The sequence below is a fragment of the Gemmatimonadales bacterium genome, assembly GCA_019637315.1.
In the GTDB taxonomy this organism is placed as follows: Bacteria; Gemmatimonadota; Gemmatimonadetes; order Gemmatimonadales; family GWC2-71-9; genus SHZU01.
Genome location: JAHBVU010000004.1, coordinates 164,243 through 188,822, shown reverse-complemented (window position 1 = coordinate 188,822; position 24,580 = coordinate 164,243). Strand labels below are relative to the sequence as shown.

At 66.1% G+C, this 24,580-nt stretch carries 20 protein-coding genes; 12 read left to right on the top strand and 8 right to left on the bottom strand.

What is annotated here, in order from left to right:
* The first annotated feature begins 148 nt into the window (after positions 1-148).
* Positions 149-958, top strand: a complete 810-nt coding sequence (locus KF785_05705) for a hypothetical protein (protein ID MBX3146246.1) — start codon at positions 149-151, stop codon at positions 956-958.
* Positions 959-962: 4 nt separating this feature from the next.
* Here the strand turns inward: KF785_05705 and KF785_05700 are convergent, their stop codons facing one another.
* Entirely contained in the window at positions 963-1,295 is a 333-nt protein-coding gene (locus tag KF785_05700; protein ID MBX3146245.1) for a PadR family transcriptional regulator, read from the bottom strand.
* A 117-nt stretch (positions 1,296-1,412) separates the two neighbouring features.
* Between KF785_05700 and KF785_05695 the strand changes: the two genes are divergently transcribed.
* The 11 genes from KF785_05695 to KF785_05645 all read left to right on the top strand — a co-directional run bounded on the left by KF785_05695 (position 1,413) and on the right by KF785_05645 (position 16,612).
* Complete coding sequence (locus KF785_05695; GenBank protein ID MBX3146244.1) at positions 1,413-1,943, top strand: DUF4123 domain-containing protein; 531 nt, start codon at positions 1,413-1,415, stop codon at positions 1,941-1,943.
* The gene (locus KF785_05690; GenBank protein ID MBX3146243.1) at positions 1,940-2,266 is read left to right on the top strand and encodes a hypothetical protein; all 327 of its coding nucleotides are present in this window, start codon (positions 1,940-1,942) and stop codon (positions 2,264-2,266) included. Before KF785_05695 ends, KF785_05690 begins: the two co-directional genes overlap by 4 nt.
* Positions 2,263-4,140, top strand: coding sequence for a hypothetical protein (locus KF785_05685; protein MBX3146242.1), 1,878 nt, complete (start codon positions 2,263-2,265; stop codon positions 4,138-4,140). The genes KF785_05690 and KF785_05685 overlap by 4 nt, the downstream gene beginning before the upstream one ends.
* Positions 4,133-5,386, top strand: coding sequence for a PepSY domain-containing protein (locus tag KF785_05680; protein ID MBX3146241.1), 1,254 nt, complete (start codon positions 4,133-4,135; stop codon positions 5,384-5,386). The genes KF785_05685 and KF785_05680 overlap by 8 nt, the downstream gene beginning before the upstream one ends.
* Positions 5,387-5,457: 71 nt before the next feature.
* On the top strand, positions 5,458-8,349 hold the full coding sequence (locus KF785_05675) for a hypothetical protein (protein ID MBX3146240.1): 2,892 nt from the start codon (positions 5,458-5,460) through the stop codon (positions 8,347-8,349).
* A 539-nt stretch (positions 8,350-8,888) separates the two neighbouring features.
* Complete coding sequence (gene lysC / locus KF785_05670; protein ID MBX3146239.1) at positions 8,889-10,262, top strand: lysine-sensitive aspartokinase 3; 1,374 nt, start codon at positions 8,889-8,891, stop codon at positions 10,260-10,262.
* Positions 10,259-10,957 carry a hypothetical protein gene (locus KF785_05665; GenBank protein ID MBX3146238.1) on the top strand — a complete coding sequence of 233 codons (699 nt, stop codon included), beginning with the start codon at positions 10,259-10,261 and terminating at the stop codon, positions 10,955-10,957. Before lysC ends, KF785_05665 begins: the two co-directional genes overlap by 4 nt.
* Positions 10,954-11,844 (top strand): 4-hydroxy-tetrahydrodipicolinate synthase, encoded by an 891-nt coding sequence (gene dapA / locus KF785_05660; GenBank protein MBX3146237.1) that lies wholly within the window; start codon positions 10,954-10,956, stop codon positions 11,842-11,844. Before KF785_05665 ends, dapA begins: the two co-directional genes overlap by 4 nt.
* Positions 11,841-12,689: a 2,3,4,5-tetrahydropyridine-2,6-dicarboxylate N-succinyltransferase gene (locus KF785_05655; GenBank protein MBX3146236.1), complete on the top strand. Its 849-nt coding sequence runs from the start codon at positions 11,841-11,843 to the stop codon at positions 12,687-12,689. The genes dapA and KF785_05655 overlap by 4 nt, the downstream gene beginning before the upstream one ends.
* 276 nt (positions 12,690-12,965) lie before the next feature.
* Entirely contained in the window at positions 12,966-15,548 is a 2,583-nt protein-coding gene (locus tag KF785_05650; GenBank protein MBX3146235.1) for a zinc-dependent metalloprotease, read from the top strand.
* Between the two features lie 182 nt (positions 15,549-15,730).
* Positions 15,731-16,612: an alpha/beta hydrolase gene (locus KF785_05645; protein MBX3146234.1), complete on the top strand. Its 882-nt coding sequence runs from the start codon at positions 15,731-15,733 to the stop codon at positions 16,610-16,612.
* A gap of 58 nt (positions 16,613-16,670) precedes the next feature.
* Here the strand turns inward: KF785_05645 and KF785_05640 are convergent, their stop codons facing one another.
* From KF785_05640 to KF785_05610, 7 genes are all read right to left on the bottom strand, one after another.
* On the bottom strand, positions 16,671-18,188 hold the full coding sequence (locus KF785_05640; GenBank protein MBX3146233.1) for an amidohydrolase family protein: 1,518 nt from the start codon (positions 18,186-18,188) through the stop codon (positions 16,671-16,673).
* Positions 18,189-18,212: 24 nt separating this feature from the next.
* On the bottom strand, positions 18,213-19,805 hold the full coding sequence (locus KF785_05635; GenBank protein MBX3146232.1) for an alkaline phosphatase family protein: 1,593 nt from the start codon (positions 19,803-19,805) through the stop codon (positions 18,213-18,215).
* 111 nt (positions 19,806-19,916) lie between these two features.
* Positions 19,917-20,453 (bottom strand): DinB family protein, encoded by a 537-nt coding sequence (locus KF785_05630; protein ID MBX3146231.1) that lies wholly within the window; start codon positions 20,451-20,453, stop codon positions 19,917-19,919.
* The gene (locus KF785_05625) at positions 20,450-21,871 is read right to left on the bottom strand and encodes a beta-lactamase family protein (GenBank protein MBX3146230.1); all 1,422 of its coding nucleotides are present in this window, start codon (positions 21,869-21,871) and stop codon (positions 20,450-20,452) included. Before KF785_05625 ends, KF785_05630 begins: the two co-directional genes overlap by 4 nt.
* A gap of 120 nt (positions 21,872-21,991) precedes the next feature.
* The gene (locus KF785_05620) at positions 21,992-23,662 is read right to left on the bottom strand and encodes a hypothetical protein (protein ID MBX3146229.1); all 1,671 of its coding nucleotides are present in this window, start codon (positions 23,660-23,662) and stop codon (positions 21,992-21,994) included.
* 39 nt (positions 23,663-23,701) lie between these two features.
* The gene (locus KF785_05615; GenBank protein MBX3146228.1) at positions 23,702-24,178 is read right to left on the bottom strand and encodes a DUF433 domain-containing protein; all 477 of its coding nucleotides are present in this window, start codon (positions 24,176-24,178) and stop codon (positions 23,702-23,704) included.
* 12 nt (positions 24,179-24,190) lie between these two features.
* Entirely contained in the window at positions 24,191-24,580 is a 390-nt protein-coding gene (locus KF785_05610) for a hypothetical protein (GenBank protein ID MBX3146227.1), read from the bottom strand.

Sequence of the window (24,580 nt, the reverse complement as noted above, 5' to 3'; positions counted from 1 at the left end):
GTGGCTCCGGCGTGCGAGATGGATCTGGAAAAGTAGCGGCAAGGCCCAGATCCAGGGCACTGGAGGGAGTTCGTCTGCTGTACTCTGCCGCCGACAGGTGCTGTCATGTCTGCGTTTCGACCACGGGAAGGTGCCGGTATCTTGCGGAATGCGCATCGCCCTGCTGCTCAACCAGGATGTCCAGAGCTGCCTCGCACTCAACCTGCTGTGCCCCCTGCTGGGCCAGCGACTGGTCGGGGTCTTTCAGTCGGAGCGCGTTGGCGGGCCTGCGGGCGGCCGGGCCAGGGCCCTCGGTCAGCTCGGCTACGTCGAGCAGACCCTCTTCAACCGGCTGGTATTCCCCCTGGCGGAGCACCGGTCGCTGCCCGAGGGTGCCCTCACAGGTTTCGACAGCTTCGAACGCCGGTTCGGGGTTCCGGTTTGGACTCTCTCGTCCGCCCGATCACCCGCGGGGCTCGACGCCCTGCGCGGGGCAAACGCGGATCTCTTCATCTCGATCCGCTTCGGCCACATTCTGGGGCACGAGGCGATTGCGATTCCGCCACGTGGCGTGCTCAACCTGCATTCGGGGCTCTTGCCTGCCTACCGAGGTGTGCTGGCCACCTTTCGTGCGCTCCTGGCCGGCGACACCGAGGTTGGCTGCACCCTCCACTGGATCGACAGTCCGGAAATCGATCAGGGCGGAATCATTGCAACCGCGCGGCGACCGGTCGACCGGAGCCGATCGCTCCTCTGGCACGTGCTGTCGCTCTATCCGCTGGGCGTGCGGCTGGTCGCGGACGCGGTCGAACGGCTGGAGCGGGGTGAGACAGTTGCTGCGGAACCGCAGGATCCGGCGGCGGGTCGATACCACAGCTATCCGACCGAGGACGAACTGCTTCGATTCCTCGCCCAGGGGTGGCGCCTCTTCGACCCCGAGGATCTCGAGAACCTGACATCCCTGTTTGGAGTGGCGTAGCCGATCACTCGGTCGCGAGGATCAGGCCGAGTGCGCCGGTGAATCGCTCCCAGTCGGCGCGTTCTTTGGCCAGCTGCTTCCGCCCGGCTGGCGTCAACTTATAGAACCGCGCCCGGCGATTGTTCTCGCTTGGCCCCCACTCGGCGCTGACCATGCCCTTGGCCTCGAGTCGGCGGAGGGCGGGGTAGAGCGAGCCGTAGTTGACGTCGAGCGTTCCGCGCGAGACGAGCTGAATCGTCTGCGTCAGCTGCCAGCCGTTGGCTGGTCCGCCTTGCAGCAGCTTGAGCACGATGAGATCCAGCGTGCCTTGCAGCAGGTCGAGTTTGTCCCCAGCCATGGTGACCTCTAGATACTCAATAGGGCGGAAGGTACCGAGCCGGTAGCCGAATCGCAACGGAAACGGGCGAGCCCCGCGGCGTTGCCGCCCTGCCCGCCGCCGACGCATATTCTCAAGGTGACCACGCTACAGCGGACTGAGATTGCGCCGACAGTTGTCGACCGGTGGTCCCAAGCCGGCCGCCTCTACGCGCTCGTCGATGCGTGCGACCAGCCTGCGGTTCCGATCCGTTGCCGAGAGACCGACCCCGGGAGCGCCCGGTCGCTCTATCGGGGGCGCGCCGAAGAAGAGCTGTGGGCCATCGCGCCATATCTGTACCGCGTCGATGCCGATACCCTTGGCTGGATTCGCGAGGTGCTGTGGGACGAGCCGTGGGGCGCCTTGGTGCTGTCCGGTGCAGGCTTCGAGGCGCTCTACCGTCACTTCCGCCGTTTCCTGATCATCGAGAGCCCGACCAACGAGTCCTGGTACTTCCGATTCTACGATCCGCGCGTGCTGTCGAGTTACCTCGCGGCGCCCGAGGTCGATCTCCCTGGCTTCTTCGGCCCGGTCGACGCGTTTGCGATCGGTCGTCCCGACCGTTCCTGTGAGCTGCTCTGGCAGCGAATCGGCGACCGCCATGTGTCGTTAGGCGGAGCACTCCGATGACGCTTCAGATTTCGCAGGCGCAGGCCGACGCACTTGCTCCGCCTGGCGGCGGGTCGGCGTGCGCCCCCTGCCGTACCGGACCGCGCCCGGCAACGGAGCCCGGCCCGGTCCTCCCCGACGATCCACCCGATACCTGGCTCGGCGTGATCCTCAAGGATGAGGCGGGCGATCCTGTTCCCGACCAGGATGTCCGGATCGAACTCGACACCGGTGAAACGCTCGAAGGGCGGACGGATCGGGACGGCCGAGTTCGGTTCGATGGCTTGGCGCGCAGCGGCGGGATAGCTCGATTCACCTCGATTCCCGATCGGGCTCGGCGATGACCGACGAGCCTGGAGAACCGTCCGCCCCACTTGCCGACGATGTGGGCACCGGGCGTGAAACCGAGATTCGGGTGGCTGGTTTCTCGGTGGCCGACCTGCGCGGGCCGGAGCGTTGGGATCCTTCGACGGACCGTCTCGCGCTCAACTACCGGGTCTTCGACCCCAATGCACAGATCCGGCGCGGGCGGTTGAGCTTCTACCGCTGCCCGCCAGTCGAGCGCGCGTCTGACAGCTCTGACGCAGAGGACGATGGGGAGGCAGGGGACGGCGCCGAGTCGGCTGGTACGGAGCTGGCAGTCGGTGGTGAGGTCGGTGAGCAGCTGGCGGCTCCGGATGGTGAGCCCGACACCACCGCGTTGCATACCATTGCATTGCGGCCCGACGAGTGGACCCAGGGCGCCCACAGCCTGGCCGAGGAGCGCCGCTGGTCCGGTGAGCTGGGTGGCGGCGAGCGGATCTCCGGGCTCGATGCACCGGTCTGGGTTCGGCTGGAGGTCTGGAATCGGGATGTCGACGAACCGCCCGGCCCGGACGACGAGGGCACCACGGCTACCGCTGCTGCGACGGTACCGATCGATATCGTAGTACGCGCTCGCTGGGCGGATCAGTCGGTGCTTCCCGCCGGCGATCCGAACGAGCCGGCGCGTGGTGAAACCACGGTCGACCTGCAGCTCAAGAACGTTCCTGACGGTACCCCGGTCCGATTTCTCGTGGCACGGATCGTCGAGGTCGACGATCCGGCCCACGACAGGATCTATGACTACACCGGGCGGGATGCCGCCGCGCAGCCCGGAATCGAACCAGGCACGGTACGTCGCGGCAGCGTCAAAGTCGGTGGTCGCGATCCCAAGGTCGTCTTCGGCAACCATGCCGAGCATTGGAAGTACCCCGGCAACAATTTTTACGCGCTCTGGGTTCAGATCGGACAGAGCGATCGCTGGATCCCGGTCAGCGAGCGCGACTACCGGGCCCATGAGCGCGATGCGCTCCACATGCGCTTCATGTGTCTGATTTATGCTGCGTCGAGGGACAACCCGTACCGGGTGCCCGCGGTGCGCGAAATCGGCGAGGTCATGAACCGCCGCTCGAAGTACTTCCACGCCACCGTCCTGACCAACCCGATGACGACGGCGGCAGAGTATCATCGCCAGACGCGCAACCGATACATCGTGGTCCACATCGGGCACGCATACGTCGATTGCTGGCACGCCGACCACCCGACCAGGAACGGTCAGCCGATCGACCATCCGCATTCGGGGTTCCCGCCCGATGGTCTCGTCTGTCCCGACCGATACCTGAGCGCCGAAGCGGAAGCAGAGGCGGTTGAGCACCATGCAGCCTATGCCTGGCCGATTCAGCCTGGCTGCGGCAACGCCAGTCCGTACCGAACCATTCCAATGGTGGGTAACGGTGTCATGCTGATGAATCGTCACAATCGGCAACCGTCGGATCCGGATTATGTCCAGGTCGGGACCCGCGGGCCCAATCGGCAGCTGGCCGACGGAGCCGTCAGCATCGAGGCCGATGCCGTGCCGCGATTTCTGCACTACATCGGCGGCTGTCGCACGGCGGTCAACGACGGGTTGATCGGCTGGTACGCAGCGAGTGGCACGCGGTACTCGCACGGCTGGGTCTACTCCGTCGACGGTCAGGTCAACGCCTCGTTCGTCAGCCGGTTGTTTCGGCGCTGGATCCAGGAGACCGGGATCGACATGGGGCAGGACGAGTGGGACCCCGAGCGGTTCGTCGAGGTCTATGCCGAACTGGCTCGCACCGGCGACCCGGTGGACTACGAGCCTCGGCTGAGGTCTGCGGACCGGCGGATGAGCTTCGAACCGATGCGCCCGGATCACGGCGAGACGGCCCTTGCCTGAGCCAACCGAGCCCCGCCGCCCGCGGTCCGGCCCCGACCCGGATTGGGTACGTGCTGAGAAAGCCATCGAGGCGCGCCTGCCTGACGGCCAGCCGGTCGGGCGGCGCATCCTGGCCTACGAGACCGAGCAGCGCAGCTTGCACCCTGCGCTGGCGCCGGTTCGGCGCATCGATCTGTCGGTGCTGGCCTCAGGTCCCGATGTCGTGGTCTTCTTCGATCGGGAGGACGGCCTCGTGGGCTGGCGCGACGACGGTCGGCTCGGTGCCCCCACGAGGCCATCCGCGCCTGGCCCGGAGGTCGGGCAGGCCGTCATCGCTGAACTCGAGCTGGCCCGTGCGGAGGTGCGGGAGCAGCGACCGGTCTTTCTCGATCCGCTGGGCTGGACCTATGAGGTCCGAGTCCGTGCCGCGATCCGGGGCCGAGCGGGCGCCGTGCGCGCCTGGGTCGAGCCAGCCTCGCACCGGGTGATTCAGGTGCTGAGCGGCCGGGCGTTCGAGGTGTCGGACGGCGCCATCGAGTATCGTGCGCGCCTGGCGATGCTGGAACTGTTCGAATCCCGGCTCCGTCGCGCCGGAATTCGGCCCAAGCCAGCGCATCGGTACCTCGTGCTGGCGCTCAAGAATGTTGAAGGCTACGGTGGCGGGCGTCAGGTTCGGCTGGCCACCTGGCGTCACTGGTCCGCGGCCGCGGTCGAGATCGACGGCCCAGGCGGGCCGATCGTCGGATGGTCGCTGGCCCGCCTGGCCGACCCGCCGGCGCGGCGGTCGCTGCCGATCGCGTCGCTGATCGCGGCAGCAGCCAGAGCGGCACCCCCGCCGGCCGGCGCGAGCGACCCCAGGGCCAGGCGGATCGGTCAGGGCGACCCGGTGCGATCGTGGCAAGTGACCTGGCGCCACCGCGCCGAGGGAGTCCCCGTCGAGGGCGACTTTCACCAGGTCGAGGTGCACGCCGAACTGGGGCGCCCGATCGGTGTCAGAACACGTTGGGCACCGTCGCTGCCGCCGGCCGTTGCGAGCCTGAGCGCGGAGGAGGCGCTGCGACTGGCGCTGGCCGCCCGGACCGAACGGGCTCTCGATCCGGCCATGGTGCCCGGAACTCCTGCACTCTGTTTCGTGCGCCCGCTCGAGCTGGCTGACCCCGACCATCGGCTGGCCTGGCGGGTCGGCTTTGCCGATGCGGCCGGCACGGCTGACCTCTACATCGATGCGGTCGACGGCCGTGTCGTCGCAACCGGCGGGGCGCGCTGAGTCAGCATCACCGCTGGTTCGCGCGTAGAATACAGTAGCTCGTCGACGTCACATCCTCCGGGAAAGCACCCATGAACCTCCGAACGGTCCGTGCGACTGCCGGAGCGGCGGCATTTGCCTGTACGCTCCTGGTGTCGTCTCTCACCGCCCAGCAGACCTCCACCGACACGCGCGATCCGAATCAGAAGCAGGATCCAACCTTCGAGAAGAGCTACCGCGAGTGGCTGCCCAACCTGCGGCTCGGCAGCCCGCTGGTCGACCATCTTCCGCTGGTTCCCGGCATTCCGACTCCGCGCGACATTCTGGGATACCACATCGGGATTCCGAAGCGCCTGACCTACTACGCCGACCAGCTCCGCTACTACCGCGCGCTGGCCGCGGCGACGCCCCGCGTTCGGATCGAAACGATCGGCCGGTCGGACGAGGGGCGTGAGCTGGTGGTGGTCTGGGTCAGCTCGGAAGAGAACATGAAGACGCTGGATGCCAACAAACGCAATCTGGCCGTGATTGCCGATCCGCGCGGCAGGACCGACGCGGACATTGCCGCGCTGATCAAGCGAACCAAGCCGCACTATCACCTGATGGGTGGCTTGCACAGCGGCGAGACCGGACCGTCCGAGATGCTGATGGAGCTGGTCTACCGGCTTGCCACGGAAACCTCGCCGATCATCTCGCAGATCCGCGCGAACCTGATCGTCTCGATCACGCCTGCTGCGGATGCAGATGGCCGAGATCGCAACGTCGACTGGTTCCACCGGAACCTCGAGGCCGGGCTCAACAATCCACTGCGGCCGCCGCCGCCCGATACGATGCGGGCCAGCGAGGCTGTGCGGGACAGCGTCCGTCAGCTGGCCCGACGGATCACGCCCGCGGTGCCGTACTGGGGCCGCTATGCCTATCACGACAACAATCGTGACATCAATCTGTCGCTGATGCAGATGCGGGCCCTGGTGGATTGGTACTTCACCGCCTATCCGCCGATCATGCACGATCTGCATGAGACGCTGCCGCTGCTGTACACCTACAGCGGTGCGGCGCCCCAGAATCCGAATCTCGATCCGCTGTTGTTTGCAGAGCTGCCGTGGTTTGCCAACTGGGAAATGGCCCAGATGACGAAGTACGGCATGCCGGGCGTCTACACCCACGCCTTCATGGACGGATGGTCGCCCGGGTACCTCGGGTCGGTGGCCTACAATCACAACGGCCTGATGAAGATGTACGAGACGCAGTCGGGTCGTGATCTCGACAACGTCGAGCGACCGGCACCGCGTCCGGACTCAGCCAAAGCCGACTCGGCGCGTGGTCGGGCGGGCGCGGCACGGATCGCGACCACGACCGGACCTGGAGGAATCCCGACCGGTCGAGGCGGCGCACAGGAGCGCGAGTGGTACCGTGGCATTCCCATTGGTCCGGAAGACTCGGCCAACTTTACCCGTCGCGCCAACGCCAATTACATGCAGACCGGCGTTATCTCGGCGCTGCAGCTCGCGGCCATGTTCCCGGCGACCATTCTCGAGAACTTCTACGTCAAGACGAAGAACTCCATCGAAGAGGGCAAGACCAAGGCGCCCTTCGGTTACGTGATTCCGGTGCAGCGGGACATGACCCGGGCGGCCGAACTGGTCAACATCCTGCGGGCCCAGCGGATCGAAGTCGGGATTGCGCGCCAGGCCTTCAAGGTCGATACGGTGAGCTATCCCGCCGGGTCGTATGTCATCAAGCGAGACCAGCCGTACGGTCGACTGGCCAAGAACCTGCTCGAGAAGCAGCAGTTTCCCGATCCGCGGCTCACCACCTACGACGACAGCGGCTGGACCATGGGTTATGCCATGGGTCTCGATGTTGTCGAAGTGGCCGACGCGTCGATTCTCAAGGTCGCGACCACCCCGGTTACCACGGTTACCCTCAAAGGGACGGTCACCGGCAGCGGCTCGGCTGGCATGGCTGTGGCGCATCTCGGCTCCAACAACATGATCACCTTCCGCTACCGATTGCGGGACGTGCCGATGAAGGTGGCTCAGCGCGCCTTCACGGTCGACGGCGTCGAGTTCCCGGCCGGATCGTTTCTGGTGACGGGCACCGCCCACGCCGCTGCGGTGCGGTCCGCAGTCGAGTCGCTCGGTTTGACCGCAGCGAGCTTGTCGAGCATTCCCGACGTGCCCGCGCATGAGGCGGATCTGCCGCGGATCGCCGTGTACTCGCAGTGGACCGGAACCCAGAATCTCGGCTGGTATCGGTTCACCTTCGACAAGTTCGAGATTCCCTTCGACCTGATCTACAAAGAGCAGGTGGTGCAGGGAGGTCTGCGTGCCAAGTACGATGTGATCTTCACTGCCGAACAGGATCTCAGCCGCACGGCGGTGATGCGGCAGCCAAACCTGAAGCCGGTGCCCTACCAGAAGAGCGATAAGTACCAGTTCCTCGGCATGTACGGCGAGTCACCCGACATTACGGGTGGCTTTGGCCAGGCGGGTGTCGACGCCTTTGCCGCATTTCTCGAGGCCGGCGGTACCCTGATTGCCATCGGCGATGCAGCGCGCCTCCCGATCGAGTTCGGCTGGGCCGGCACGGTCGAGCGGGTGACGGTGCCGGGCCTGACCGCGCGCCGACCGCTGATTCAGGGCGAAATCGTGCGCACGGATCACCCGATCTTTTACGGTTACGCCGGCAAGACCCTCCCGGTCAAATACGTCGGCGGGCAACCGTTCCGCGTCGGTGTGGCGCATGAGGACAACGTGGTGGCCCGCTATGTCGGCGGTGATGCGGCCGTGCTGTCCGGCCTGATGATCGGCGCCGATTCGCTCAAGGCGCGCCCGTTCGTCGTCGACATTCCGCGCGCTCGCTACGGCAACGGCCGCGTGGTGCTCTTCTCGAACAACCCGATCTACCGCTGGCAGAACCACGGGGAGTTTGGCATGGTCTTCAATACCTTGCTCAACTGGAACGACGTCGTGACGCGTTGAGATCTCGGATGGGCGTTGGTTGCGGGCCGGGGGCGGGGCCTGGCGCAGCAGTCGCGCGAGGTCGGGTGAGATGGTGGAGCGGCGGGGGGGCGACTGAGGCGCTGGCGGCCCCGTCCCCGGCCCGCAACCAACGCTGCGAGAGGGTGCGCCGCGCCGTCGGGTATAGTGAGCAGGGAAGTCCTGCCTTAGGAACGCGAGCGAGGGGGGAGTGCAGTGCGCCGTGCGGTGGTGCCGCCAGCGCCTCAGTCGGCGCCCTCGCCGTTCCACCATCCCAACCCTGCACGCGCGACTGCTGCGCCAGGCACCACCGCACGGCGCACTGCACTCCCCAAACACCAACCCAGCTTGTGTTAAAGAAATCAGGACACTAAGCTTCAAAACATGACCCCGCTCTCTGCTGTAGCGCACCGGATCGCTGCTCTCACCTCGGCCCTCAAGGCCGGGGCGAAGAAGCGCGGGCCCAAGTGCGGCCCGTGCGGAGGGCATTCGGCTTAGTCAAACGCAGGTCTGACCACCGGAGCCCCGCCGCACGAAATCGTGTGGCGGGTTTTTTTATGATCGTTTGCAAGTTCGGCGGGACGTCCGTAGGCGATCGCGCGGCCATCGAACGACTCGTCGGGATCGTCCATGGGCGCCTCGCCTCGCGCCCTGTCGTTGTCGTATCGGCCATGTCGGGCGTGACGAACGCCCTGCTCGGGCTCGTCGAGGGAACCACCGGGGGCGATCGCGAGAGCGCCCGGACCCGCTTGAGCGAGATCGCTGCCCGCCATCGGAGCACTGCGGCCGAGCTTGGCGTTCCTGATGCGCTGGAGGGCGTGCTCGAGGCTGATGTTGCCTCGATCGAGGCTCAGCTCGACAGCTTGGCGGACGGTGCCGCCGTCGATCCAGTGCGCGACGCAATCGTCTCATATGGTGAACTGTGGAGCTCCCACCTGGTAGCGGCGGCAATGACGGTTGCCGGTGTTCCATCACGATGGATCGACGTCCGAACGGTGATGCGAACGGACGCACGCTTTGGACGAGCGGTTGTCGACCGGCAGGTTCTCGATCAGGCGGCCCCTGCCGTGTTCGGCCCGATCGTCGAGGCCGGAGTCGTTCCCGTCACGCAGGGATTCCTTGGCGCGACCGCCGACGGTCGTCCGACCACGCTGGGGCGGGGCGGCTCCGACTACTCGGCGTCACTGCTCGGTGCAGCACTCGGTGCGGAGCGCGTAGAGATCTGGACCGACGTGGATGGGCTGATGACGGCCGATCCGCGCGTCGTACCGAACGCGAGATTGATCGAGGTCGCGAGCCACCACGAAGCTGCCGAGCTCGCGACCTTCGGTGCCAAGGTGCTTCACCCCTCCACGTACGCTCCCCTGATCCACGCCCGGATTCCCTGCGTCATTCTCAACTCGTTTGCGCCGGGACGTCCGGGCACCACGATCCTGGCTGGCGCCTCCGTTCTGCCGATCGAGGGGTCGCCGGTGCGATCGATTGCGTGGAAGAAGGGCATCACGCTGATCAACGTACGGGCAACCGGGATGCTCGATGCCGTCGGATTTCTGCGCAAGCTGTTCGAGGCGGTTGAGCGGCATGGCATCTCGGTCGACGTGGTCGCGACGAGCGAGGTCAGCGTCTCGCTCACCATCGACGACCCGAGTCGCCTCGAGGCGCTCTGTCGCGACCTCGGTACTTTGGGCGACGTAACGACCGCCAGTGGTCGGGCCATCGTGGCCGTTGTCGGTATCGGTCTTCGGACCGAACCAGGTATCGCCGGTCGCATCTTCTCCGCGGTCAATCCCATCAACATCGAAGTCATCTCGCAGGGCGCCTCGGCCATCAACATGACCTTCGTGATTCGCGAGGATCAGGCTGTCGGCGCCGTTCAACTGCTGCATCGCGAGTTCTTTCCGGAGGTGGCCGCATGAGGATTGCCGTAATCGGTCTCGGGCGGATGGGCGAGTCGGTGATTGCCGAGGCAAAACGTCGGGGACATCAGGTCGTGGCGCGGATCGGCGAGGCCGACAACGTCAACGGAGCCGGCCTGTCGGCTCCAACGCTGAACGGCGCCGAGGTGGCGATCGAGTTCACGCAACCCGGGGCGGCGGTGGCCAACCTGCACCGTCTGATCGAGCTCGGCATCCCGGTGGTGACCGGTACCACCGGCTGGCGTGAAGAACTGCCGGCGCTCGAGGCGCTCGTCGCCGCGCGGCGGGGTGCGCTCTTGCACGCGGCGAACTTCTCGATAGGTGCGCATCTGATGTTTCGGGCGGCGCGCGAGTTGGGGCGGGCGTTGGCGGGTCGACCGGAGTTCGACGCAGCGATCTTCGAGCAGCATCATCGTCGCAAGCTCGACTCGCCCTCGGGGACTGGTCTGGCCCTGCAGGCTGCGGTCCGCGCCGGCGACCCCAGCCGCCCGTACCCCATCACCTCGGAGCGGTTGGGCTCAATACCCGGGCTGCATCGGCTGGAAATCGACGGAGAGCATGAGACGCTGACCCTGACGCACAGCGCCCGCAACCGCGCCGTCTTTGCGGTCGGTGCGGTGACGGCGGCCGAATGGCTTCCCGGCCGGATCGGCATCTATCAGTTTGAACACGTCCTCTTTGGAGACGAACGATGAGCGCATTTCGCGGTTGCGGCACCGCGCTGGTAACCCCCTTCGAGCTGGACGGCTCCCTCGACTTGCCGGCGCTGCGTCGCCTGGTCGACTGGCAGATTGCCGATGGCATCAACTTCCTGGTGGCCTGCGGCTCGACCGGCGAAGCGCAAACGCTGAGCGACGACGAGCGCCTAACGGTGGCGCGGACGGTGGTCGAAGCTGCCCGGGGTCGGGTGCCAGTCGTGGCTGGCGCGACGAGCAATGATACCGCGCGGGCGGTTGCCGAGACCCGTGCCATGTGCGACGCCGGTGTCGACGGCATTCTGAGTGCCGCGCCGTACTACAACAAGCCGACCCAGACCGGGATGCTCCGCCATTTCGAGGCGGTGGCCGAGGCGAGTTCGCGGCCGATCATTCTCTACAACGTGCCCGGGCGCACGGCAGTCAACATGGCGCCGGCCACCGTTCTCGAGCTCGCTCGACACCCGCGAATCGTGGCCGTCAAGGAAGCCAGCGGCGACATCATCCAGATGATGCGCATCATCAAGGACCGTCCTGACGGCTTCCTGGTGCTGTCCGGCGATGACGGCCTGACGCTGCCGCTGATTGCGGTCGGTGGCGACGGCATCATCTCCGTGATCTCGAATGAGGTTCCCGGGCTGATGACTCGGCTGGCGAAGCTGGCCCTCGATGGCGATCTCGCCGAGGCGCGCGAGCTGCACTATCGGCTGCTGCCGCTGATCGACGCCAACTTCATCGAAAGCAATCCGGCGCCGGCCAAGTGCGCCCTCGCGATGATGGGTAAAGTTTCCAACGTGCTGCGATTACCATTGGTGCCGGTTTCGGCGAGTTCCCGGGCGGTGCTCGAGAGCGTACTTCGCGATTTTGCGGTGGAGGCGGTGGTATGACGGCAGGTGCGGGAGAGTTGAAGGAGCGAATCGAGCGTTACGCGGCTGGCGTGCCTGCGGGCGCCGAGTCGGAGGCGCGGCAGGCGTTCGGCGATCTCAAGCTGGCGCTGCAGGCAGGTACGGTGCGCGCGGCCACGCGGGGTCCGGATGGCACCTGGCAGGCCAACACCTGGGTCAAGAGCGGTATTCTGCTGGGCTTCCGGCTCGGTGCGGTGGTCGAGCTCGCGGGCGCCGGCGGTCTCCCGTTCACGGACAAGGATACCTACGGGGTCCGCCGCTTCGGCGCGGGTGATGGCGTGCGCGTCGTGCCGGGCGGCTCGTCGGTGCGCGAAGGCGCCTATCTCGGCCGCGGAGTCGTCTGCATGCCGCCGATGTACGTCAACGCCGGTGCATACGTCGACGACGGCACCATGGTCGATTCGCATGCGCTGGTCGGTTCCTGCGCGCAGATCGGCAAGCGCGTCCACATCTCGGCCGGTGCGCAGATCGGCGGGGTGCTCGAGCCGGCGGGTGCGCTGCCGGTCGTGGTCGAGGACGACGTCCTGGTCGGCGGCAACACCGGGGTCTACGAGGGCACCATCGTTCGGGAACGCGCGGTCCTGGCGCCGGGTACGATTCTGACGGGTGGCACCGTCGTCGTCGACCTCGTGCATGACCGGCTGCTGCGGCGCGAGGGCGATCGTCCGCTCGAGATTCCGGCCGGCGCCGTCGTGGTGCCGGGGTCACGGCCGGTCAAGCATGGGGTCGGCGCGGCGCTGGGCATTTCACTCTACGCACCAGTCATCGTCAAGTACCGCGACGAAAAGACCGATGCGTCTGTCAAGCTGGAAGATCTACTCCGGTAGCTGTCCGGTGGCATGGTCGCGGAGACGGCGGTGAGAAGACGAGCTTGCCATCGGGGCCAATCTGCATGGCGAGGACCGGTTTCCGGAGTCTGAACTGGGCAAGGTACCCCTCCTGCGGGGCGCGGGCGAGGCGGTTCAACATTTCTGCTCACCGAAGCGTATAATACAGTTAGCCCGACCCCAGCCCATCGGTCGGGCCCTCCTTCTCAATCCGCCGTTCCCTGGGTTTGCTGCCTGAGGTAACTCATGACTGTACCAACCGATCTGAACCGTCCGATGAACGGGTTCCTGAGGCCTGTTCGGGCACTCCTTTTCCTGGCGGCGACAGCGGCCTTTGGCGCCGGTTGCCGCCCGGCTGCCCCTGCGGCCGCCCCGACGCCGAACCAGCCCAACGGGCGTCCCGGCCAGACGGCTGCCGCACCAGCCCCGGGGCAGGATACGACTCGCCGGGCCGCTCCGCAGCCGCCTGGCGGCGACCCCGCTCCTCGGCCCTACCGATCGGTCATTACACCCCAGGCAACGACGCGAGACGGCCTTTTCAAGACGCACCGGATCGGCAGCCGGCTCTATTTCGAGATTCCGCGCCGGGAACTCGATCAGGAGCTGCTGCTGGTGAGCCGCGCCGCGCGGACCCCGCTCAATGTCGGGTACGGCGGCCAGCAGCTCGGCCGGTCTCACGTGCTTCGCTGGGAGCAGCGCGACAACCGCATTCTGCTCCACTCGGTCTCCTATGCGACCGTCGCCGACTCGCTCAATCCGATGTACCAGGCGGTGCGCAACTCCAACAACGATGTCATCGTAGCCGCGTTCAACATCGAGGCGTTCGGTCCCGACAGCGCCCCGGTCGTCGATGTCTCGCGGCTGTACACGGCACCCCCGCCGGAGTTCGGTCCGGGCGCGCCGCAGTACCGCGGTAATCCCGACCCGAGTCGCTCGTTCGTCGAACGGGTGCTGGCCTTTCCGACCAACGTCGATGTTCAGGCGACCATCACGTTTCCGCCGCCTCCGCAGCTGCCGGGTGCGGCGCCGGCCAATCCGTTTGCGCCCGCCGCGACGGGCACGGCGTCGGTCAGCATGTACTGGAGCATGATCAAGCTGCCCGAGCAGCCGATGATGCCGCGGCTGGCCGACAAGCGGATCGGCTTCTTTACGCTGCAGCAGATCGACTACGGGCGTCCGGAGCAGCGGTCGCAGACCCGCGAGTACCTGGTTCGCTGGCGTCTCGAAAAGAAGGATCCCAACGCCGCGATGTCGGAACCGGTCAAGCCGATCACCTTCTACATCGATCCCGCGACACCCGACTGGCTCAAACCCTACGTCCGGCGTGGTGTAGAGCAGTGGCAGGAGGCGTTCGAGGCAGCCGGCTTCCGACGCGCCATCATCGCCAAGGATGCGCCATCACCGGCCGAGGATCCGGATTGGGCTCCCGAGGATGCGCGGTACTCGGTGGTGCGCTGGCTGCCGTCGACGATCGAGAATGCGCAGGGCCCCAACGTGCACGATCCGCGGACCGGTGAGATCATCGAGTCCGATATCTACATGTACCACAACATCATGACGCTGCAGCGAACCTGGTACTTCTCCCAGGTCGGTCATCTCGATCCGCGGGCGCGGATGTGGCCGTACCCGGACTCGCTGATGGGCCGCCTGGTCGAGTTCGTCGTGGCGCATGAGGTGGGTCACACGCTGGGCTACCAGCACGACCAGAAGGGCAGCTCGACCTACCCGGTCGACTCGCTGCGCAGCGCGAGTTGGATTCGGCGGATGGGTCATTCACCGTCGATCATGGACTACGCCCGGTTCAACTATGTGGCGCAGCCCGAGGACAAGATTCCCCTCGAGGATCTGGTACCGCGGATCGGTCCGTGGGATCTGTACATCACCCGCTGGGGCTACACGCCGATTCCGACGGCCCGCACTCCGGACGAGGAATGGCCGACGCTGGATCGCTGGTCGCGCGAGCAGGATTCGATTCCCTGGTACCGATTCAACATGTCGGACTCGCGCGGCGCGGATCCTGGCGACCATACCGAAGCCATCGGTGATGCCGATCCGGTCAAAGCGACTGGATGGGGCATCAGGAGTATCAAGCAGATCGTCCCGCTCCTGATTCCGGCCGCTGTCCGACCGGGCGAGGGTTATGATGACCTGCGATTGCTCTATGATCGACTGATCGGCCAGTGGGCGACCGAGCTGCGGCACGTGGCCATCATGGTCGGCGGCGCCGATGCGCAGGAAACCTATGGTGGACAGCAGGCTGGTCAGCGGTACAAGCCGTGGCCGCGTGCGCGTCAACGAGAGGCGGTGCAGTTTCTCAACGCCAATGCGTTCGCAACGCCCAGGTTCTTCCTGGTCGACGACGTGCTTCGCAATATCGAGGTCGAAGGGGCGCTTCGGCGCATCAACGCTGCGCAGTCGAGCGTCCTCACCGCGCTCTTCAACGATCGGCGGCTGGAGCGGGTGGTCGAGTTCGAAGCTCTGGCGCCGTCGGCCCGCGAAGCGTACGCACTGACCGAGCTGCTGGCCGACGTGCGCGGGGGCGTCTGGAGCGAGCTTACCTCGGGGTCAGTGGCAATCGATCCGTTCCGGCGCGAGCTGCAGCGAAGCTATCTGATTCAGGCGCGCAGCAAGATCAATCCGCAGCCGGTTCAACTGCCTGCCGGGCTGCCGGCCTTCTTTGCGCAGCAGTTTGCTCCTGCCCGGGTAACGAGCGACATCCGGGCCGCGTTCGCTGCCGAGCTTCGGACCCTGGAGGCGGCTATCCGTCGAGCCTTGCCACGGACGGCCGATCGTGCCACGCGGGCGCACCTGGAGGATGTCCTGGCGCAGATCGAACAGACCTTCGACTCGCGGCGCTAGGCCGAGGAACCGCGCCACCTCGCTCGGCGCGGCGACATTCTTGCGGGGGCAGGGTGGCTCTGGGGCCGCTGCTGCCCCCGTACTGCACCCTGGCGGTAGCGACGTGATGTCGTTAGGCTCGCTACTGGACCGCGATCCGCAGGGGCGGATACGGGGGGTATGGTCGATCGAGGACTGTCGGCATGGCGCTTTTTCCCGGGTTCGAACCGCGCTGGTTCGACGTCGGTGATGTGGTGATTCATGGAGTGGTCGGGGGCTCAGGTCCGCCGCTGCTCCTGCTGCACGGATATCCGCAAACCCACGCCATGTGGCACAAGGTAGCGACCCAGCTCGCGGAGCATTTCACCGTGGTGGCGACCGACCTGCGCGGGTATGGCGCCAGCGGGAAGCCGGACGGTGGCGGGTCGCCGCCGCATTGGGCCTACTCCAAACGGGAAATGGCCGCCGACCAGATCCGGGTCATGGGGTCACTCGGTTACGAGAGGTTCGACGTGGTGGGGCATGATCGCGGCGCCCGGGTGGCCCACCGCATGCTGCTCGATCACGAGAGCCGGATCCGCCGCTGGGCGGTGCTCGATGTGGTGCCGACGCTGACGATGTACCGCAAGACGGATCGTCGCTTTGCCGAGGCCTATTACCACTGGTTTTTCCTGATTCAGCCGGCGCCTTTGCCGGAACGGCTGATCGGCGCCGATCCGGACTTCTTCCTGACCCGCCACCTCGGCAGCCGGCACGGCGGGCTGGCCGCATTCGATCCTGAAGCGCTCTCGCAGTATCTCCGCGCCTTCCGCAACCCCGCCACGATCCACGCCAGCTGCGAAGACTATCGTGCGGCGGCCACCATCGATCTCGAACACGATGAAGCCGACCTCGGTCGCCGGATTCGTGCGCCGCTGCTGGTGCTCTGGGGCAAACATGGTGTGGTGGAAACCTGCTTCGAGCCGCTGGATGACTGGCGGGAGCATGCCACGTCAGTGACGGGACGGGCACTTGAGTGCGGGCACTACCTTGCCGAGGAGCTGCCGGGGGCAACCGCAGCCGAACTGCTGGCGTTTCTCAAGTAGCCGCGATCCGGAGCTGCCGTTCTGCTCCGAATCGCGGTACCCGCGAGCTGCAACAGAACTACCGCTTCTGCGCAGCTGATGACCGTGCCTCGGCCACCAGATCCTTCACCTCGCGCATCAGCCGCGGGCCGTGGTACGGAATGCCGTCCTTGACGGTCCACTCGATTCCGCCGGAACGGACTTCCTTGCCGTCGACGACCGCGGTCGTTCCCGTCGGATAGAGCACCTTCATGTCTTCGAGCGGGTTGCCGTTGACGACGATCAGGTCGGCCAGGTAACCCACGCGGACCCGGCCGAGTTCCGACTCGCGGCCGAGTATCCTGGCGTTGTTCGCTGTGGCATGCTGAATCACCTTGAGCGGGTGGAACCCTGCCTCCTGGTGCAGCTCGAGCTCTCGAATCAGCCCGAATCCGTACATCTGGTAGATGAACCCGGCGTCCTCGCCGGCGCCGATCAGACCGCCGCGCCGGCTGAAATCGCGGAGCGCGTCCATCCAGATCCGGTAGTTCTCCCGCCAGTAGGTCTCATCGGTCGATGACCACCCGATGAAGTACGACCCATGGTTGGCCGGGTTGGGTCTGAAGAACTCCTCCAGAGTCGGATGCAGGTAGTCCTTGAACCAGGGTTGGGTCTGAGCCCGCTGCAGGTCTCGGCTGGCTTCGTAGATTACCAGGGTCGGATTCCAGGACACGTTGCTGTCGACCATGGCCTGAAGGATCTTGCCCAGCTTGACCTGATCTGCTTCGCGCCAGATTCTGCCTGCATAGCGGAACCGGTGGGTTTCGTCGTTGTAGTTGAAGTTTGAGGGAAACGACTGAACCCCTTCGGGGAAGGCGGCATCGGGCACGCCGTACCAGTGCTCGATGCTTCGGGTGCCCATATTGACGTCATCCCACGCCGTCGTCTCTTCGACGCCGACGTGATGGGCAACCGGAAGGCCAACCTTGCGCGCTTCGTCCTGCATTGCTGCCATCAGATCGCGTTCCATGCCGCCGATCTTGATGCCGTCGACGCCCAGCGCTTTGACCTCCCGAACCCGAGCCCGGGCCTGTTCCGCTGTGCGGATGGCGGGGCCGCGCGTGTAGCCGCTGTAGAGGAAGAGGCGAGGAGCCTCGAGCGTGCCGGCTGCGCTGCGCGTCTTGAGATCGATGAACTTGCGAGCATCGCCGCCGGAGCTGACATCACGCACGGTCGTGATACCGGAGGCAAGCCAGAGCTTGAACTGATACTCGAATGGTTGCGGCCGGCCGGCGCGCTCGTCCTGGAGGTGACCATGCAGATTGATCAGACCCGGCAGCACGTACTTGCCCGAGGCGTCGATCTCGTGGTCGGCACTCGGGCGCCTGGCGGTACCGTAGCTCAGCGCAACCGGGTCGAGCGCCACCATGTCGACGATCCGATTGCCCTCGACCACGATGTCGTAAGGGCCCTCTGCGGGGGTGCCATTGCCCTGAACCACCAGGGCATTCCGAATGGCCAGGCGTCCTGTTGGGCGCACGCCGTGTTCGGCGTCGCGGGCCTGGGCAACGGTCAGGGACGGGAGGAGCAGCATCAGCAGAACGCAGAGACGAGTCATGGATCGCAGGGTGAGGGTGGCGGGCTAGCGTGGGCGCCGGAGCGCAGCGATGAGCGGCCGGCCGTCGAGTGGCTCGGCAGGTGATACGCCGAGCACACGGGCCAAGGTCGGCGCGATGTCGACGGTGCGGACGGTCTGATCGTACCGGCCCGGGGCAAAGGGCGGTCCGTAGAAGACCATCGGAACGTGAGAGTCCTGCAGGTGCGGCGACCCATGGGTGGCGGCCACGCCATAGTCATACATGTTGCCATCGCCGAGCGTCACGACGGCAACCGGTTCCATGTCCGGGGGAAACATCTGCAGCCAGCGTCGAGCCACGTAGTCGCGAGCGAGGTTGAGGCGTCGAAGGTCGCGGAACCGATCGACTCGCTGGACGCCCGGGATACTGCGTGCCGCGGCCGCAAAGGCGGCGACGATCGAGTCTACCGTGATCGCGTTCGTTCCAAGCCGAGTCGAATCGACGAAAAAGGCGCCGCTTTCGATCTCGAGCGCCGTAGTATCGCCACCGGCCTGGCTCACGACTGCGCGGGCCGCAGTCATGGCGGGCCGTATCCTGACCCGCAGCCGACCATGCAGCTCGGGAATAGGACTTCCGCCGTGATCGGCGCTGAGCGCGACAATGATGCGACTCGAGTCCCGGAGCTGGTATAAGGTGTCGAGGAAGGCGCCCAGTACCCGATCGAGCCGGATGATCTGATCGCGCTGCTCCACCGATTCCGGTCCGAACCGATGCCCTACGTAGTCGGTTGCCGAGAAGGAGACGGCCAGGATGTCGGTTGCCGGCCCGCTGCCCAGCTCGATCCTGCGCATTCCTTCGAGCGCAAACGCCGCAGTGAGTTCGTCCATGAACGGCGAGTAACGGTATCGATTCATGGCCAGGATGGTATCGTGCGCAGGAATCCGATGGGGAAAGGCGGATTCTCTCGTGGCAGGGAACTCGAACAGGACCGTATCGGGTTCCGGATAGGCCGAACGGTCCAGCAGCGGCGTCCAGGCTTTGCCGAGATAACTCTGGGGAATCCGTCGAGCGTTGAAGGCCTGGACCCAGGTGGGCAGGGTGTCGCGATACCAGGTGCTGGTCGTGAAAGTGCCATTGTCGGCAAACCAGTAGACCTCCTGCCGTGCGCGCCCGACGGTAAGGATGGCGCCGCGGTCCTTGGCAGAGACCGACAGCACCCGTGAGGCGGGCTCGGCGGCTGCCAGCCAGTCGACCAGCGTGGTGCCCCGGAACCGGAAAGGCGATGCCGGCAGGTCACTGCTGCCGATCAGGCGAACACTGGTATCGCTGACCCCGCGCAGGTTGCGGGTAATGCCGGTGCTGCGCGGGAAGCGACCGGAAAGGAGGCTGGCATGTCCTGGCGCTGTTTCGGTGATGCCGTGGTCGTGATGGGCGTTGGTAAACACGGCGCCGCCGTCGAGCAGCCGGGCAAATCCGCCCTGCAGCTGGCCGGCATAACGGGTGAAGTACTCGGGCCGCATCTGATCGACGGTAATGAACACGACGAGGCTTGGTCGCAACGCCGGATCGGGGACCGACTTCGCGGGGGTACAGGCCTGCACCGTCGCGCCGGCAAGCGTCAACAGAGCCAGACGAGCGATCAGGCGCAGAGGGTCCATGACATCCGGGGACGGAGACCTTCCAATGATAGGCCACGGACCCCGGAATCGGAACCAAAAGCGGGCCGGTCACCTGACTGTGACCGGCCCGCCACGTTTCCGCAGTATTGCTTACTTGGCGGGGCTCAGGTACCGGGTTTTCAGAATCTCGAGGTGGTGTGCGAGATGGCCGTAGATGATATAGGCCAGCGCCCGGACCGAGACTTCGTGGCCGCTGGCGGTACCGCGACGGGTTGGCGCATCGTCGGGAAGCCCGGCGAGCAGCGCAATGGTCGCGTTTCGCACCAGCAGCCACTCGTCGACGAGAGTCACGAAGAGGCGTTCGTTGAACCGGGCCGGCGGTACCCAGGCGTTTTCGTCGAACGCTGGCAACGGGTTCTGGTCGAGCCGGGCAAACGTGAGAGCACGATAGCTGAAGACCCGTTCGGCGTCGATCAGGTGGCCGACCACTTCCTTGATGGTCCACTTGTCCGGCGCGTAGGCTGTGGCTGCCCGCTCGTCGGTGACCGTCTGCAGCAGCGCGTTGACCGCCGTCGTCTGGCTGGCCAGGAGAGACAACAGGTCTCCGCTGCCGACCTTGGCGACGTAGCGCTCGTAGTACGGCGCGTACTCGTCCGCCGCCGGGCGATCATACCGCGGAGCTGTCATGAGGTCCTCTTGATGAACTTGAGATTCTGTACCCGACCAGCCGACATCACGAAGCCATCGACTCGGCCGTTCCTGCCCTTGGTAAAGCGAAGCGAGCCCGTCCCACTGCGCGCAAACGAATCATCAGACGACCGGGTCAACCTCGCCTTCGGGCCACCCCGGACCTGCACAGCAAGTACCGAATCGTCCACGCTGACGACGTAGGTCACGTCGAGCTCATCGCTGTAGTATGAGCCGGCAAACGCGGCGAGCGGCGTGGTGAAACGTGCTTCGGACGTCGCGGCACCTCTGCCCTGACCAGGACCACCCCCCTGCTGCGCCTGGGCGGTTCCCTCGGGAAGCCGGAGCAACAATCCGGCCACCTGCCGACCGAGCCCGACAGGGTTGGCGTTGGCAACATTGCAGAGTACCGCGACCGACAGGCCTCGGTCGGGGTAGCGCGCCAGGAAGGTCCGATACCCGCCAGTTGCCCCGCTATGCTGGACTTCCCGCTGACCGCGATGGGTGCCGATCATGATGCCCGAGGCGTAGTCGATTTCCGCGCCGGTGGTCAGCCGCTGCTTCGCATGCATCGCTTCGATCCACCGTGGCCCGGCAAGGCTGCCGCGATCGAGTTCGCGATTCCAGATCAGCAGATCGCCGACCGTGGTCAGCAGACCGCCGGCTCCGTACACGTGCATGAACGGCGCGGCGATGGCGAACCCGTCACTGCTCGGTTCGTACGCTCCAGCCCGGCCGGCAACGACTCGATTCCAGTCGCTGCGCCAACGGGTGCGTGTCATGCCCAGGGGCTGGAAGATCTCCTTGGTCGAGTACTCATCCAAGCTTCGCCCGGTGACCCGCTCGACCAGCTCGGCCAGCAGGAGATAGCCGGAGTTGCTGTAGAGGAACTGGGAGTTCGGCGGGAAGTTGAGCTCACGCTGGCGGTAGACCATCGCCAGCGAACGATCCATCGTGAACAGGTTCTCACCAACTGTTTCGCCCGACAGGTTGAACAGAGTCCACATGTCGCGGATCCCGCTGGTGTGATGTATCAGCATGCGCACCGTGACCGGTGCGCCGTAATCCGGCAGTTCGGGAATGTACTTTCGGACCGGATCGTCGAGGTCGAGTTTGCCCTCGACGGCGAGCTTTACGATCACGGCGGCAGTAAACTGCTTCGCGACCGAGCCGGATTCGAGAACCGACAACGGCGTGAGGGGCGCCCCCAATTCGATACTCGCCATGCCGTAGCCCTTGCGGTAGAGCTCGCGCCCATCGCGATCGACACCGAGGACGCACCCGGGCGTGTCGGTCCGATTCATCGCGGTAAAGATGCGATCGACCTGTGTGACGGTGTCGGCTGGCAGCTGAGCCATGGAGGCTGTGGCAACCGTCAGCAGCAACAGTGCAGCAATTCCAAGCGATTTCGAGGCCACGGTGACTCCAGGACAACAGGCGAAGGTTGAGGTAAGACAGGATACGAGGGCTTGCCGCTGATGCAAGATATCATCCTGGGCGGCCAGCGTTAGGGTGGCGGCCCCGCTGCGGCGCACGTTTCAGTTGGTCAGTCGGATGTCCCGGTCCACCGTGGCCGACGCACCGCCAGCCTGGACCTCGAGGACGATGTGATAGCGGCCGGGAGCGAGTCGCTCGAGGTCGAGTTCGAAGGCACGTCCCGTGGCGGCAGCACGGGAGGTTGTGACGGTCCACTCGAGCGTGATGGGCGCATCCCTCCGGACCACGCTGAGCCCTCGGGCGAGCCGGCCGAGCAGGCCGCGTCGGGCCGGCGCCACGGAGACGGCCACGACGGTCGAGTCGCCGGCGCCGCCCGTCGTCTCCCAGTAGATCCCGACCGGCGTCCCGCGCGAGATACGATTACTGGGCAGCGCGAGGGCTGCCGCATCATGCAGGGTCGACGGCAGACCATCACCCGGCACAAAAAGCAGCAGATCAGACAGCACGATCGGCGCCTCGCGATCGATCGGGGCATAGTACTCGCGACCCCTGAGAAACTGGCGCCCGCCGACGGCGGAGAGTTCGACGCTGGCGGCGAGCACCTCACCCGCGACCGCAACCTGGAGACCGGCCAGCCGGGCCGTCGAGTCATGGCGCTCTACCGCGACGTTTTCGGGGCCGGCGCCGGCCGCCAGCGCAACGTCGTACCGACTGTCCCGGCCGAAACGGCTCCCGGGGTCGATGGCGCCGACGACGATGGATGAATCGCCTCGCGGAAACCGCGCCAGCTGAAAGGCGTCGGTTGATTCGAATCGGTCGATATACCCAGGGCTGAAGCGCGCCCGCGGTCGATCCGCCCCCAGGAGGTCGACCCAGGGAGCGCCATCGTCGGGGTGCGCCAGGTCCGGAAGGAACGGGTACGCCGGTGCCCGCTGGTGTCCCACCACCGACGGGCCCTCGAGCGACCAGGAGCGATGGTCGACCACCGAGAACCGGCGCGACCAGCCATAACGAAGGACCAGCTCCTCCATGTCGCGGCCCCAGGATATCGCGTACGGCGACCGGCTGACGTTGCCTAACGCGGCAACGACCCGCCGAGACAGGAGTTCCGAGCGGATCACATTGCCGGGACGGCTCAGCAGCGGTTTGGCCAGCCAGAGGACAGTGTCGCTGAGTTCGAGGCGGGCAGCACAGTCGAGCGCCCCGTAGCGGTTGGCCAGCCCGGGCTCGAGGATCCGGGTCCAGTCGGTCCAGGCGCAGCGGAGCGAGTCGGGCATGGCGCGGGTGGCCCGGCGGAAGGCGGTGTCGGCCTCCTCGTCGCGCTCGTCGGCATGAAGCGCGAAGCCGAGGACGGCTTCACACCACCAGATGCTGGCACCGCAACGCGATGCCGCCACCACGGCGGAATCACGCTCTCCGTGCTCGACGAGATACCGCACTAGTTGACCCGTCAGCCAGGCGCTCTCCGGCTCCTCGGCAGCGGCCTCACGCAGTGTGCCCAACAACCGCATGCGGAGGTCGAGCAAGGAGAGCGGTTCGGAAGGGAGGGTGGTGTCACGGTCGTCGTACCAGTAGCAGAATCGACCGATCCGCTCGTCGCAGCGTCCGCCGCCGCCACCCGTAGCCGGCAAACGAAACCGTCGCTCGCGCTCGAAGGACGCCTGAGCTGCTACCCCTCGTCGCTCGGCAGCCGTCGGGCCAGGCTCCACGACCCGGCGAAGGTCGATCGGCTCCTGCCACAGAAACAGTACGGCAACCCAGGTAAACCCCACCCGCGCTCCTCCTTCAGTTGCGTCGTTCCGGTCCGTCCGTCAGGACCGGAAGAGGTGGCCGAAGCGGCGCTTGAACTCCGCTTTGCGGCTGCCCGGCTGCCGTCCAGTGAGACCACGGCAGCGCGTCGCAGCGTGGCCGTCCCATCCTTCCGGCCATGACTTGAAGACGAGCTGGCGGCAGGCCGGACAGCGTACCTGCCGGCCAACGACCTGATCGGCGCGCAGCTCGTCGGCATTGAGGACGACTCCGCCCTCGTCGGCGCGCGGCAGCAGCGACCCCTGCGGTACCACTGGCTCGATCGGCACGGTGCCGACCAGGAGCTCGAGCCCAAGGGCGCAGGCGGCCGCCAGCAGGTCGAGCGGCAACTGGCGATAGCGTTCGTGGAACGCTTCCAGGGTTCCGCCCCGGTCGAGGTGGTCGATCAACTGCTGAATCGGGATCCTGGTGCCCGCAAACACGGGCGCGCCTCGGCGAACGTCAGGCGCGCGGCTCACCACCTGGTGGACGGCGCGCATGGCGGGCTGCCGTCAGTGGCTCCGCAGCGACCGGGCAATCAGCCCGAGGCCCGCTGCGAGTGCTCCGAGCATCAGGAGCGTGTTGAAGAGAGAGGTCGGCTGAAAGAAGATGCGCAGGTTGACGATGATGCCGAGCAGGATGATCAGCGCGCCGCCGGCCGTCAGCAGCCAGCCCCCGGGCGACCGGCCGTTGAAGAAGAGGATACCGATTCCGGCGAGGAGCGGAATCAGCGACAGGCCGAAGCCGCTGTAGCCCCAGATCTGCCAGACCCCCGTGTGCACAGTGACTTGATTGAGCACCAAGTAGCCGCCCCCGACGACGAGGGCCAGACCCAGGAAGAACTCACCCAATCCACCGGATGTACCGCCAGGCCCGGCGTGCTTCCCTGCGTCCTCAGTCAT

Excerpts from the sequence above, each read along its gene's own strand:
- KF785_05705 (MBX3146246.1), top strand. The coding sequence starts at position 149 with ATGCGCATCGCCCTGCTGCTCAACCAGGATGTCCAGAGCTGCCTCGCA.
- KF785_05700 (MBX3146245.1), bottom strand. The coding sequence starts at position 1,295 with ATGGCTGGGGACAAACTCGACCTGCTGCAAGGCACGCTGGATCTCATC.
- KF785_05690 (MBX3146243.1), top strand. The coding sequence starts at position 1,940 with ATGACGCTTCAGATTTCGCAGGCGCAGGCCGACGCACTTGCTCCGCCT.
- KF785_05685 (MBX3146242.1), top strand. The coding sequence starts at position 2,263 with ATGACCGACGAGCCTGGAGAACCGTCCGCCCCACTTGCCGACGATGTG.
- KF785_05675 (MBX3146240.1), top strand. The coding sequence starts at position 5,458 with ATGAACCTCCGAACGGTCCGTGCGACTGCCGGAGCGGCGGCATTTGCC.
- KF785_05665 (MBX3146238.1), top strand. The coding sequence starts at position 10,259 with ATGAGGATTGCCGTAATCGGTCTCGGGCGGATGGGCGAGTCGGTGATT.
- dapA (MBX3146237.1), top strand. The coding sequence starts at position 10,954 with ATGAGCGCATTTCGCGGTTGCGGCACCGCGCTGGTAACCCCCTTCGAG.
- KF785_05655 (MBX3146236.1), top strand. The coding sequence starts at position 11,841 with ATGACGGCAGGTGCGGGAGAGTTGAAGGAGCGAATCGAGCGTTACGCG.
- KF785_05650 (MBX3146235.1), top strand. The coding sequence starts at position 12,966 with ATGAACGGGTTCCTGAGGCCTGTTCGGGCACTCCTTTTCCTGGCGGCG.
- KF785_05645 (MBX3146234.1), top strand. The coding sequence starts at position 15,731 with ATGGCGCTTTTTCCCGGGTTCGAACCGCGCTGGTTCGACGTCGGTGAT.
- KF785_05640 (MBX3146233.1), bottom strand. The coding sequence starts at position 18,188 with ATGACTCGTCTCTGCGTTCTGCTGATGCTGCTCCTCCCGTCCCTGACC.
- KF785_05635 (MBX3146232.1), bottom strand. The coding sequence starts at position 19,805 with ATGGACCCTCTGCGCCTGATCGCTCGTCTGGCTCTGTTGACGCTTGCC.
- KF785_05630 (MBX3146231.1), bottom strand. The coding sequence starts at position 20,453 with ATGACAGCTCCGCGGTATGATCGCCCGGCGGCGGACGAGTACGCGCCG.
- KF785_05615 (MBX3146228.1), bottom strand. The coding sequence starts at position 24,178 with ATGCGCGCCGTCCACCAGGTGGTGAGCCGCGCGCCTGACGTTCGCCGA.
- KF785_05610 (MBX3146227.1), bottom strand. The coding sequence starts at position 24,580 with ATGACTGAGGACGCAGGGAAGCACGCCGGGCCTGGCGGTACATCCGGT.